Source organism: Listeria aquatica (assembly GCF_014223975.1).
GTDB lineage: Bacteria > Bacillota > Bacilli > Lactobacillales > Listeriaceae > Listeria > Listeria aquatica.
The window spans coordinates 160,176-173,868 of sequence record NZ_JAARRM010000002.1 but is presented as its reverse complement, the minus strand read 5'-3'; the positions used below and the strand labels follow the sequence as shown (position 1 = coordinate 173,868).

The window sequence follows — 13,693 nt, the reverse complement described above, 5'->3', positions numbered from 1 at the left end:
TTGAAATTGAGCGTTGATAAGTTAGTTTTTCATGATGATGTCAATGTGTTAAAAGCTTTCTTAGAGATTTCATAAAGGTGTTGGTTTTATTTGGAGAGGAGATTGGAAATGAAAGTTTTGAAGAAAGAAATAAGAAGAATTTCAACAGGGGGATTAGCTCTTTTAATAGTATTAGCAAACCTGTTTTCTAACTTAGGATTGGGTCCAGAAAAAGTTCAAGCAGCGGACCCTAGCGATGGTAATATTCATGTAACGGCGGACAACTTTTTAGATTATTTTGAACTGAATGGATCGGCAACTTATGAACAAAGCTCAGGAATTATAACTCTAACGGAAAATGTGAGAAATCAAAGTGGGAATTTTGCACTACAGAAAAAAATTGATACTACAAAAGATTTCACGTTAACAGGTAAAATTAACTTGGGAGATAAATCGAACATTCAAGGTGGGGCCGATGGTATTGGTTTTGCTTTTCATTCAGGTAATACATCGGATATTGGAACAAACGGAGGAGCGCTTGGTGTAGGAGGATTAACTGGTGGATTTGGTTGGAAAGCTGATTCGCATTATAATTTTGAAGGTGGATCAAATTACGTTAAAGATCCTGACAAATTTGCCACACCAATTCCACCTGATACAAGTACTCCTTCATTTGGTGGTTTTGTTTACAATGACAATAGTGGTATTGCACATACTTATGAAGGAGCAGATGCCCCTGCTTCTGTAATTGAACAACCGACAAGCAATCAATTCAAAGACATTCAGTTTTCTTATGATGGCGATACAAGAACAATGACTGTCACTTATGAAGGAAAGACTTGGTCGAAAAACATTACTGAATGGAACAGTGAAAATTCACTAGCCTTTATCGTTTCAGCCTCAACAGGGAATAAATACAACTTACAACAATTTCAAATCGTTTCCTTTGATTATGTGACAACAGGTTCGGTTGTGCTTACGAAAACTGATGCAAAGGATAGTTCACAAAAGCTTTCAGGTGCTGAGTTTAGCATTCAAGACAATTCTGGAACTGTTATAAAATCAGGACTGACAACGGATGCAAATGGACAAATTTCTGTAGATGGGTTGCCTTTTGGAGATTATCAATTTGTTGAAACGAAAGCACCAATTGGCTATGTATTAGATGCTACGCCTATTCCATTTACCATTACTTCAGATAACACAGCTGTACCACTTGAAGTAAGTGCAACTAATACGCAACAACCGGGAGATGTTACTTTAACAAAAGTAGATTCTGCTGACAATAGCAAAACGCTTTCAGGCGTGGAATTTAGCTTGCAAAATGCCGCGGGGGTTGACCTGCAAACTGGCCTTGTTACGAATGAAAGCGGACAAATCACAGTCCAAGACTTGGAACCAGGAAATTATCAATTTGTTGAAACTAAAACATTACCAGGTTATGTGTTAGATGCTACCCCGCACAAATTTACGATTACAAATACGCAAACAAGTGCCACTCAAATAATGATTGAGAATACGCAACAACCAGGAGATGTAGTTTTAACAAAAGTAGATAAAGATGATGCGACCAAAACATTGTCAGGTGCAGAATTTAGTTTGCAGGATAGTACAGGAGCAGTTGTTCAAACAGGTTTAACGACAGATGCAAATGGACAACTTACAGTAAAAGATCTGGCACCTGGAAATTATCAATTTGTAGAAACAAAAGCGCCAACAGGTTATGTATTAGATGCCACTCCTCATGAGTTTACGATTACAAATACTCAAACGGAAGCTGTCAAAGTAACAGCTAAAAACACACAGCAACCAGGAGATGTAGTTCTAACAAAAGTGGATAAAGCAGACACTTCGAAAACTTTAGCAGGTGCAGAGTTCAGTTTGAAAAATAGTATGGGAATCACTATTCAATCAGATCTGAAAACAAATGAAATAGGTCAGCTTACAGTAAAAGATTTAGCTCCAGGAGACTATCAATTTGTAGAAACAAAAGCACCGACAGGTTATGTGTTAGATACTACCCCAATTGATTTCACCATTACAAATACGCAAACGAGTGCAGTTCAAGTGACGGCTGAAAACACTGAACGTACTGGGGATGTTGTTTTGAAAAAAGTGGACTCAAAGGATTCGAGTAAGAGTTTAGAAAGTGCAGAATTTAGTTTGCAAGATGCTACTGGAAAAACTATTGAAAAAGGCCTTGTAACAAATGCTGCTGGTGAAATTTCGGTGAAAGATTTAAAAGCTGGTGATTATCAATTTGTGGAAACAAAAGCACCAACAGGTTATGTGCTGGATACTACCCCACACAAATTTACTATTGTTAATACGCAAACAGAGCCAGTGCAAGTGGTAGCGAAAAACACACAACAACCCGGCGATGTCGTTTTGACAAAAGTAGATAAAGATGATGTAACAAAAGCGTTAGCAGGTGCAGAATTCAGTCTGCAAGACCGTGCAGGAACAACCTTGCAAACTGGTTTGGTGACGAATGAAACGGGTCAAATTGCGGTAGAAGATTTAGAGCCAGGCGACTATCAATTTGTAGAAACGAAAGCGCCAGTTGGCTATGTCCTTGACAGTACACCGCATAAATTTACAATTACAAATACGCAAACTGAGGCTGTTAGTGTAGTGATCGAAAATACGCAACAACCTGGTGATGTGGAACTTACGAAAGTAGATTCTGCTGATAGTAGTAAAACGTTAGCAGATGCAGAGTTTGAATTACAAGATAATAGTGGGAAAACGATACAAGCAAAACTTAAAACAGATGATAATGGAAAACTTCTAGTAAAAGATTTAGCTCCAGGAGACTATCAATTTGTAGAAACAAAAGCACCTAAAGGTTATGTACTGGATAATACCCCACACAAATTTACGATTACGAATACACAAGCAGAACCAGTACAAATAGTAGCTAAGAATGAGGTCAAAGTAGCCCCATCGATTCATAAAGATGTTGAAGGTGAACAGCAATATACCTTGAAAAATAAAGATGAATCATTTGATTGGCACATTGCTACTTCGTTTGGAAATGATACGGCAAACTGGAAACGGGCCGCGATCAAAGACGATGTTAATCCAATTCTTGACATCGAAGCGATTAAAGTAGTGGATGAAAATGGCAAAGATGTAACAAATGAAGGTGTATTGACAAAAGACGGCAATCATATAGTCTTTAAAATAGCTAAAAAAGATGGCAGCTACGCTTTTCTTGCTGGTCATACCTACACGATGACGATTACTACAAAAATCAAGCCAGATGCGACAGATAAACAAATCATTGCTTTTATTAAACAAGGGGGAATTCCGAACCGAGGAAATTTCGATTTTGGAACAGATGACACCATTCAGACACATGAGATCCCAACTGTGATCCCACCTGATCCGAAAGATCCCAAAGACCCTAATGATCCCAAAGATACTAAAAGTAACAAAGGAGCGCTTCCGCATACAGGCGATACAAATGACCCGATGTTCTTATTTGCTGGGCTTCTACTAGTAGCAGGACTTTGCGTAAGTACTTTGAAAAGAAGACGTCAAAGCAAATAATAAGCGCTCTAAAAGAAAAAAATAGATTTAATTAAGTGAAAGATAGCTTGAAAACGAGTGGAAACGCTCAGTTGATCAAGCTATCTTTTTTATTTAAAAAATAGATGAACTTCGGAAATGACTTTTAAATAGCCAGTACTTGAGGTACTTGTTTTTAAAAATTTTAACAAAAAAAATGAACTGCTTTTAAGAGGTTACCGACTTATAATTAATCTTACCAAATAGTTTTTTGAAGGAGGTGATCCAAACTTCAGATCGTGTAGTAAAGATAGATGATGAAGACAAACCTATATATCATTTGCATAAAAATAGAGAATATATGGAACTATGGTGGAGGACCGATGTCTTTCCCAATATAAGAAGTTAAAGGAGTACTGATAGAAATGAAATTGTTGAAAAAGGGTATTATTTCTTTATTTATTGCTTTTCTGACGGTTGCGCCTGTCTTAAATGTTGCTGGACCGTGGGAGCAAAAAGCAAAAGCAGCAGATACATCAACCTCTGATGTACCAGCTCCACCAGAAGAAATTGAAGATTTAACAAAGACTTTTGAACCAGGTAATGGAAATGCATCAATTAGTAGCGATGGGAAAGCGGTTAGCCTCGCTACAGGGTATTATCAAGCAGGATCCATATTTGCAAACTATAAACTGAATTTATCTAAAGACTTTACACTTGGAGCTTACTTGTATTTTGGTAAAACGGATCCAAATTCGAAGTTTGCAGATGGAATTACCTTCACAATGCACAACGACAGCAGAGGGATAACTGCACTTGGAGATGATGGACAAGCGCTCGGAGCTTATTCTTGGGATGGTTCATATATTCAAAACGCTTTATCTTTTGAATATGATTCATTCTTTAATAATTCGAACCTTGATGCGTATGATCAGAATTTAATTGAAAACACATATGGTCATACCGCTTTTGTGACTCCGCAAAATCTTGGAAAACTTGAAGCTCAGCCACATAATGCAGTCAGTTATATGACAGAGCAAATCGCAGATGGCTCGTGGAAGAAACTTAGCATTCACTGGGATGCAACAAATCATAAGTTTACTTATACATTTAATGGTGTAAGTAATTCTTACGTAATTGACCCAAATAAAACTTTTGGATCGAATGAAGTTTACTGGGGATTCACAGGCTCAACTGGACATTACACGGGAGCACATGATTTTCTAATTGGAATCAATGAATTGCCTCAGCAACACAAGGTAACTGCTCATTATGTCGATAAAAAGACAGGTCAAAAATTAAAAGATGATTATTCTGTTAATGTGACTGAAGGAAGTACGTATTCTATTCCTAATGATGAAATTGCGGATTATACGTATGACTCTTCTTCAGATCCGTTGACTGGAACAATGGGTATGCAAGATCGTGAAGTAACGCTTTATTATAATAAAAAAGAAAATCATAAATTGACAGTTCATTATGTGGATAAAGACACTGGTGAAACAGTTCATACAGATTATGTAGCTAATGTTAAAGAAGGAGATGCTTATACTGCGCCTAAAGAAACTATTGCAGATTATACGTATGATTCTTCTTCAGATAGCTTAGCTGGAACAATGGGAAGCGTCGACAAAGAAATTACACTTTACTATACAAAAACTATTGCTGAGCATAAGTTAACCGCACACTATGTCGATAAAGAAACGGGCAAGCAAATTCATGCTGATTATACAGCTACTGTAAAAGAAGGAGATAGCTACAGCGTTCCTAAGGAAACCATTACAGATTATACGTATAACTCATCTTCAGAGAGTTTGACTGGAACGATGGGAACAGGCGATAAAGACATTACAGTTTATTACGATCGGGTTCTTAAAGGAACAGTTACAGCAGATGATTTCATCATTGGTGAAGACTGGACTGTGACAGGAACTTATACGGGAGATGTTTATAAACTTGTCATCATGATCGATGGTAAAATGTCTGGTCAAAAATTCCCAACTTCAAGCCCATACAGTCTTTATGTAGGGTCAACGAAGATTTTAGATACGAATCAAAATGTAGAAGTCGTTGCTTATGACATTAATGGAAAAGAGCTCGATCGCGCTAAAGTTAATTTGATTAAAAGCGGTGGCGTTCTGAGTCCAAATACTTTCAAAGTAGGAACGGATTCCTACATTACAGGAACTTATACAGGTACCATTACGAAAGTTCAGTTATATGTTGATGGTGTTTATACAGGAAAAACCATTCCTGTGAAAGATGGAAAAATTAATTATTATGCACGCGATGTGGTGACAAGTATCGATCAAAATGTTGAACTTGTCGGGTTAAGTAAAAATGGCGTGGAATTAGATCGTAAACCTGTCCAACTTGTTGCTGGTTCGGGAACCATTACAGCAGATGAATATAAAGTTGGAAGTAGCTATATCACGGGAACAAGTACGGGAGATGTAGCGAAGGTACGTATTTCCGTTGATGGAGTAGAAAAAACGTCGATTGTCATGGTAAATCCGGATGGAACTTTTAAATACTATGTGGGCGGTTTAAATTTAACTGCAGATAGTAAAGTAGAAGTGATTGGTTATAGTTCTAATTATGAAGAATTAGATCGCGATGCAGTTCCGATTACTAGTGCATCTGGTACAATTTCAGCTGACACGTTTAACGTAGGAGACTACTATGTGACGGGTACAGCCACTGGAGATGTAACCAAAGTGACCATATCAGTTGATGGTAAAGCTTATCCGAATGCACTAACTCTTGTTAAAAGTGATGGCACATACAGCTACTTTGTTAATGACAAAAATATTAAAGCAGGGAGTCAGGTAGAGGTTATTGGTCTAAGTGCAAGAGGCGAAGAGTTGAGTCGGGCAACGGTAAAAGTTGTCGATTTGACAGGAACCATTACGCCAGATAGCTATAAAGTGGGAACTAGCTATATTACAGGTAAAGTAACTGGCAACGTGAAACGTGTTGGACTTAAAGTGGATGGCACAACACTTGCTTCATTTACAGTAGTAAATGCGGATGGCACTTTCCGTTACTACGCAAAGGACAAAGGGATTACGGAAGCTAGTAAAGTAGAAGTTATCGGTATGGATGATTCTAACACGGTGTTTGCACAAGCAAATGTCGTTCTTACCAAATAAAAATTGATATAAAGGACTGTCAAGTCAAGCAGTCCTTTATATTACTATGAAGAATAAGGTGAATTTGAAAAATGAAAACAAGAAAAGTTTTTTTAAGTATGCTAGTTGCTGTTATTGTGATGATTGTAGCAACGGGATGTAGTTCTACTTCAAATAGTCAGCCAGATAGTAAAAGTGACAAAACAGAAACGGCAAAAACATCTAAAGAAGAAATGTATGTTACAAAAACGGTAAATAAGATTGATATGAAAATAGTAAATGTTAAGACGACCGAAAATGGTAAAGGTGATAAGAATCTTGTCACACTAGAAATGAAATTTACAAATAATGATGTTGCAGAAGTTGGGGTAGGGGCTTATGACTTTACTATGAAGGCAAAGGATAAAACTTATAAGGTATCGGCTAATGGAAGTACCTTCGGAGATGCTTTTCAACCAGGAAAAACATTAGAGGGGAAAGTTTCATTTGAAATACCTAAGAGTATAAAAAATGCTAAATTATCCTATACGCCAGAGAAAAAAGAATTGGCAGAATGGGATATTGTGATTCCAGAAGCTAAATAAATGCGGGAAAGAAGGATATACATTGAAAATTACAGTTGTCGGGTTAGGCTATATTGGCTTACCCACTGCACTTATGTTTGCGAATCATGGACAGCAAGTATGCGGCGTGGATGTCAATGATTCGGTTATAAATAAATTGACCAGTGGACAAATTCACATTGAAGAACCAGGGCTACAAGAAGAATTAGATAAGGCGCTTAGGAGTGGAAAGTTTCATGCTGGAAAAGAAATAGAACCCGCTGATGCATTTATTATCTCTGTTCCAACTCCTAATCATGAGGATGCTTATAAATCTTGCAATTTAGATTATGTGAAGAGTGCAGTGACATCGGTGCTTCCGGCTCTTGAAAAAGGAAACACGATCATTATTGAGTCAACCATTGCCCCGCGTTCCATGATGGATCATATCTGTCCGATGGTAGAAGCAAGTGGATTTACAGTAGGGAAAGATGTTTTTCTCGTACATTGCCCAGAACGGGTTTTGCCAGGACAAGTGATGCATGAATTGATTTATAATAATCGAATTATCGGGGGAATTACAGAAGCTTGTACAGAGGCAGGGAAAAAAGTATACAAAACATTTGTGCAAGGTGAACTCTTAGAAACGACAGCTTCTGTTGCAGAAATGTCGAAGTTGATGGAAAATACGTATCGCGATGTTAATATTGCGCTAGCTAATGAACTCGTTAAGGTTTGTGATGAACTTGATATTGATGCACTGGAAGTTATTGAATTAGCCAATAAGCATCCACGTGTAAATCTACATTCGCCAGGTCCAGGTGTTGGGGGGCATTGTTTAGCAGTGGATCCCTATTTCATTATTGAAAAAGCACCAGAAAAAACCCCTTTGATACAAGCGGCTCGTGCAATTAACTCGCAAATGCCAAGTTTTATCGTTCAAAAAGTGGAAGAAACTGTCCAAGACATCACTAATCCTAAAATTGCTGTTCTAGGGCTAACATACAAAGGAAATATTGATGATATACGAGAAAGTCCGGCAGTGGAGATTTTCGACCAACTTGCTTTTCATACAAATTATCAAGTTGTTGCCTTCGATCCTCATGTCCAGGTTGATTTTGCAAGTAAAGATTTCCAACAAACGATTGACCAAGCTAATTTTGTATTAATTTTAGCAGATCACAATGAATTTAAAAATTTAACAGTAGAAGACTTCGATACGGTAGCTTCTGAAGCAATAATTCTTGATACAAAAAATATTGCAACACAACTTGCCGAGAATCCTAATTATTACAACTTGGGAAACATATCGGAATTAAATAAAAAAGGGGCCCATGCTTTGTAGCATTTCTTGAGGCAAAATTGTGAAGGAGCAGAGAAACGAGATGAAAAAGAAAGTTTTGGTGATAACGCAGAATTTTGCTCCGGAAATTGGAAGTGCGGCCAATCGGATGGAACGGATTTGTGAAATTTTAAATGAAGCTGAAGCTGTAACTGTGTTTACGACAGAACCGCAATATCCGCAAAGGGCCATTTATTCCAAAGATAAATTTAGAACTTCTTCTTCATCGACTGGATTTATAATTAAGCGGGTAAAAACACGTAGATATGCAACGGAAAAGAATTTATTTTTTCGTTTTTTACTTTATTTAGAAGTATTTATTAAATTGTTACTTGCTATTCGAAGGGAAAAGCAAAATTTTGACATTGTTCTTGCTACAACACCACCTCTTTCGATCCCGTTAGTTGCGCTTTTTGCCAAAAGAAAATTTAAAGCGGAATTGGTCCTAGATGTTCGTGACTTATGGCCAGAGTCAATGCAAATATTTAATCACTTTATTGCTACAATTGCTCGACGATCAAGTTACTGGATAGAAAGAGTTATTTATCAAAAGGCAGATAGAATTATTGTCAATAGCGAAGGATTTATTCCCTTTATACGAGAAAAGGTGGGCGAGAGTAAAGAAATCCTTTTTTCACCTAATGCACTGATGCCAAAAGAATTTTATTCCAAAAGAATATTTAACACTAAGGAGTTTTTCAAAATCGTTTATGTAGGAAACATGGGAGCTGCACAGGATTTGGATAGTTTTATTTTACTTGCTAAGAGTTTGCAGGATCATCCCCATATTCGATTTCAAATGATTGGATACGGTGCAGATTATGCTCGAATCCGAAAACGAATTAATGATGAGAGACTTTGGAACATTGAAATACGTTCCCCTGAGCCGAGGCAAAAAATCATTGAACATTTGAAAAGTGCTGATATCGCATATGTGGGTTTAGAAAACATCCCCATTTTGCATACGGTAATCCCAGGTAAAATTATTGACTACATGGGCTCAGCGCTTCCTATTATTGGCATTGCTTCTGGATATTCTAAAAAAATCATTGAACAGGCTCGTGCTGGTATTGTGTTTGAAGAAAAACAAATTATGGCGATTAAAAAGGTGTTGCTTGAGTGGGCAAGTCATCCAGAAATACGTTTTTACCATGGAGAAAATGGCAGGGCGTATGCTGAAAAACATTTCAGTTGGGAATTGAATCAGTCATTATTGAATAAATTTGTAGTTGGAGACGATGATGAAGAAAAAAGTCACGATGTTTGTTTGGAACGAGTTTACAAATGATGCACGTGTTTTACGAGAATGTACAGCCCTCCATAATGCTGGATATCAGGTAGTTTTGATTGCTTTAAGAGGCAATCAAAACAAGTTAGAGAAGCCACTTGATTATTTTTATGTACGTCGAATCCGTTTTGACTGGCCAGCACCAAGAAATTTTTGGACGAAGTTACTCATTCTTTTTGGCTGGGGAATTGTAGCCCTTTTCTGGCCTATCATAGGAATAATTCTTGTCATGGCTTGGTTTCTTATCTATCAAACAAAATGTGGGAGTTTGTTGAAGAAGCTTATTCAGATTTTAGAAATGACTTATTGGGGAGCCATCACTCAGACGGATATTTATCATGCGAATGACTTAAATACGCTTTTTCAAGCAGTTATTTGTGCAAAATGGCTGAAAAGAAAGCCACTTATTTTTGACTCACATGAAGTGAATTTGAGGCGAACAGGTTATAACGCGGCTTATTATGGAATAGCTGAAAAATGGTTGTTACGATTCGTGGATGAGTGTATTCATGAAAATCATACAAGAGCTAAATTTATTCGACGGGTTTACGGATTTTATCCTTCTGTTATATATAACTATCCTTTTTTATCCGATGAATCCACAGTTCCTTATGATCTACATGAAAAATTAAATATTGATAAAAGTGAGCCGATTTTACTTTATCAAGGTGGTCTGCAGAGCGGACGGGGATTAGAAAAGTTAATTGATGCTGTTCCATTGATTAAACGCGGTGTCGTTGTTTTTCTTGGAGATGGTAGGCTTAAAAATGAGTTAAAGGAACAAACGAAGAAACTTGAATTGCAAAAGCGAATTAAATTTTTGCCCAAGGTACCTGTAACAGAGCTTCCACGTTATACGAAAAGTGCGTATCTTGGGATTCAATTGCTAAATAACACTTGTTTTAATCATTTTTCTGCCGCTTCAAATAAGCTATTTGAATACATGATGGCAGGGGTGCCTGTCGTGGCTTGTTCTTTTCCAGAGATTAGAAAAGTTGTTATGAAAGAAAAAATTGGAATCGTTGTCCAATCGGATAATGTTACTTCCATCGCGGAAGGAATTAACGAAATGCTGGATCACCCTGAACTTCGCGATGAAATGAGCCAAAATGCCTTAAGAGTCCGAAATCATTATTCTTGGGAGAAAGAGCAAGAGCGGTTTCTGCAAATTTACCAAGGATTAGTGAAGGAGTGAGAAAAATGAAGTTAGAGACAGTAACTACGGGAAAACAGTTTTTTGAGAGGCAACTTAAAGAGAAGGAGCTTCAGTTGGAACAATCCATTCATAAAGAAATTTCATTGAAAGCTGAAAATGAGCATTTAAAGCAAAAAATGAAGGAATTACAAGAGCAATTTGAAGAAAGTAATATAGAAAAACAAGCTTTTACTCAAAAAATGGAAGAACTAGAAATAACGAAAAGAACAGCAGAGAAAGCAACTAGGATGGAAGAAAAATTAATAAAAGAATTGAAAGAATCGAAGGCGGAATTAAGTGAGTATAAACAAAAGACCTTTAGTTTATTAGAAGAATTACGTCACGTTTTACAAGAACTAGTGAAAAAAAGCGAAGAGCTGGAAAGCACGAATTTTAAATTGGACAGACAATTTAAGCAAAAGGAACAGGCATATAAAACATTAAATGAGCGCTATCAAAAGATGCTAAATACAAAAATAATGAAATGGACTGGAACGTATTGGAAACTAAGAAGGAAAATTCTTTTAAAGAGCAAGTAAATCAAATTTATAAATCCATAAATTATTTTCAGACAAAAATTATTTCTGAGATCCAACCTAAGTTAGTTAAAGAAGAAATTCTCTTAGATAGTAAAAATTGGTGGCATATTGAAGAAGAAGGACTGCATATTTATTCTGTAGAAAACGACCTTTTCTTCGCTAACAGCATGGAAAGATCCAATTATGCTTCCTTTATGGAAAAAAATGTCGCATTTACAAGACTCCCTGAGTACATGATCCGCGTCTTACCAGAAGAAGAACTACGAATTCATTTTGAAGTTGAGCAGTCAGAAGGCATTCAAGCTAAATTAGCGATTGCTGAATATGATGGATACGAAAAGGAACAAACGACATTGATTTCTGTGGAAGAGGAGCAATTTATAACGTTGGGTAAAAATACGGAATTTCTCCGACTTGCTTTGAAAGTATCAGGAAAAGGTATAGTTCGGATTAAAAATATTATTTTAGAGCGAATCTTTCAACCTAGTGTTAAAGAATCGGCAAGTCTAACAACTCTTAAGAACCCGATCGAAGCCATTAAAGAGTTTCGAGATTTAAAAGTAGCTTGTATTTTCGATGAATTTACAATGACAAATTATTCATCAGAAGTGGACTTGATTACTTTTACGCCAGAAAATTGGCAAACTGTCTTGACTGAAAATAAACCGCATATTTTGTTCGTTGAGTCTGCTTGGCATGGAAATTTCGATTCTTGGCAATATAAAATTGGGAAATACGCCAATGTTCACCGCGATGAACTATTTGCGCTGTTAAAATGGTGTAAGGAACATGGAATTCCAACGCTTTTTTGGAATAAAGAAGACCCGATTCACTTTGAAAAATTTATTGATTCAGCGAAAAGATTTGATTACATTTTCACTTCGGATGCTAACAAAATAGAGGATTATAAAAAGCAGGCAAAGCATGAGCATGTATATGCACTCCCCTTCGCTGCTAATCCTACTTTGCATAATCCTATTCAATTGAGTGAGCCTAGAAAAGATGCTATTTGTTTTGCGGGTTCCTATTATGCGAATCGTCATCAAGAAAGACGGCAGATTATGGATGAAATGTTAGAAATTAGTAAAGAATTTGGACTTGTCATCTATGACCGCAATTTTGAGAGAACAGAACCAGAGTTTCGTTTTCCTAAACAGTTTTCGGAGAATGTTGCGGGGAGTCTCCCCTACAATGAAATCGATAAGGCTTATAAAGGCTATCGTTTTATGCTCAATGTCAATAGCGTCATCCATTCTCCGACAATGTTTTCACGACGAGTATTTGAAGGGATGGCATGCGGAACGCCGATCATTAGTAGCTATTCAGAAGGAATTGATCGGTTGTTTGGAAATTTAGTCATGATTTCACAAAAACCTGAGGAATTACGCAAACAATTACAAGGAATGAAAAAAAATGAAACTTTATATCGCCGTAAATCGTTAGAGGGAATTCGCGAAATTTATGAAAAACATACGTATAAGCATCGATTACAATTTATCTTGAGCAAATTAGGTGTACAAACTGAAATAAAAGTAAAACAGAATTCAGTAACGGTTATCTATTTTGCGGCATCAGAAAACGATATCAGACAGGCAATAAATGAATTCGAAAAACAAAGTTATCCAGAAAAGCAATTAGCGATTTTTATTCAGGATATCGAAAACTTTTCAGATATTAACCATATTTATAATGATTATCAAAATGCAAAAGTTGCAATTTATTTAGCTGATTATCTAGATCACTATTCAGATTTCTTCACATTATTTTCGACAGATTTTATGACGATGTGGAACGATAAACATTTTTACGGAAGGAATTATTTGAAAGACTTGATGCTTGCGTCCATTTATACGGATGCAGATTTTATTGGAAAATCTAGTTATTTCTTATTTGAACATGAGGAACTTGCTTCAGTAAATCAACTTAGTGAGTATATTTATACAAGCGAATTATTACCTTCAAGATCAATTGTTCGTACAGATTTTTCCTTTAAGAAAGGTTTAAATGTTGTGCTTGAAGAGTTTCGTCAAGACCATAATTTGGCTCCTTATATGAGTCAAGGCGCTAAATTTTTCAGTAGTGATAAGTTTAACTTCATTGAAAATGGAGGGAGAGCTACGAAAAGTCTAAGCGATCAAGTCGAAATTTAGAAAGGAAGTGAATA

8 protein-coding genes are annotated in these 13,693 nt (G+C 36.6%); all 8 read left to right on the top strand.

Annotated features, from left to right (window positions below; genetic code table 11):
* Positions 1 to 108 precede the first annotated feature (108 nt).
* The 8 genes from HB912_RS06645 to HB912_RS06610 all read left to right on the top strand — a co-directional run bounded on the left by HB912_RS06645 (position 109) and on the right by HB912_RS06610 (position 13,679).
* The gene (locus HB912_RS06645) at positions 109 to 3,534 is read left to right on the top strand and encodes a SpaA isopeptide-forming pilin-related protein (protein ID WP_185373164.1); all 3,426 of its coding nucleotides are present in this window, start codon (positions 109 to 111) and stop codon (positions 3,532 to 3,534) included.
* 383 nt (positions 3,535 to 3,917) lie between these two features.
* Positions 3,918 to 6,644 (top strand): immunoglobulin-like domain-containing protein, encoded by a 2,727-nt coding sequence (locus HB912_RS06640; protein ID WP_185373162.1) that lies wholly within the window; start codon positions 3,918 to 3,920, stop codon positions 6,642 to 6,644.
* Positions 6,645 to 6,715: 71 nt separating this feature from the next.
* A complete protein-coding gene (locus tag HB912_RS06635) occupies positions 6,716 to 7,207 on the top strand; it encodes a DUF4352 domain-containing protein (RefSeq protein WP_185373160.1) in 492 nt (163 codons plus the stop codon).
* A 22-nt stretch (positions 7,208 to 7,229) separates the two neighbouring features.
* The gene (locus tag HB912_RS06630; RefSeq protein WP_185373159.1) at positions 7,230 to 8,510 is read left to right on the top strand and encodes a nucleotide sugar dehydrogenase; all 1,281 of its coding nucleotides are present in this window, start codon (positions 7,230 to 7,232) and stop codon (positions 8,508 to 8,510) included.
* A gap of 40 nt (positions 8,511 to 8,550) precedes the next feature.
* Positions 8,551 to 9,795: a glycosyltransferase family 4 protein gene (locus HB912_RS06625; protein WP_185373157.1), complete on the top strand. Its 1,245-nt coding sequence runs from the start codon at positions 8,551 to 8,553 to the stop codon at positions 9,793 to 9,795.
* Positions 9,746 to 10,990: a glycosyltransferase gene (locus HB912_RS06620; protein ID WP_185373155.1), complete on the top strand. Its 1,245-nt coding sequence runs from the start codon at positions 9,746 to 9,748 to the stop codon at positions 10,988 to 10,990. The genes HB912_RS06625 and HB912_RS06620 overlap by 50 nt, the downstream gene beginning before the upstream one ends.
* A gap of 5 nt (positions 10,991 to 10,995) precedes the next feature.
* Positions 10,996 to 11,529 carry a hypothetical protein gene (locus HB912_RS06615; protein ID WP_185373154.1) on the top strand — a complete coding sequence of 178 codons (534 nt, stop codon included), beginning with the start codon at positions 10,996 to 10,998 and terminating at the stop codon, positions 11,527 to 11,529.
* A complete protein-coding gene (locus HB912_RS06610) occupies positions 11,490 to 13,679 on the top strand; it encodes a CgeB family protein (RefSeq protein WP_185373152.1) in 2,190 nt (729 codons plus the stop codon). The genes HB912_RS06615 and HB912_RS06610 overlap by 40 nt, the downstream gene beginning before the upstream one ends.
* Positions 13,680 to 13,693 lie beyond the last annotated feature (14 nt).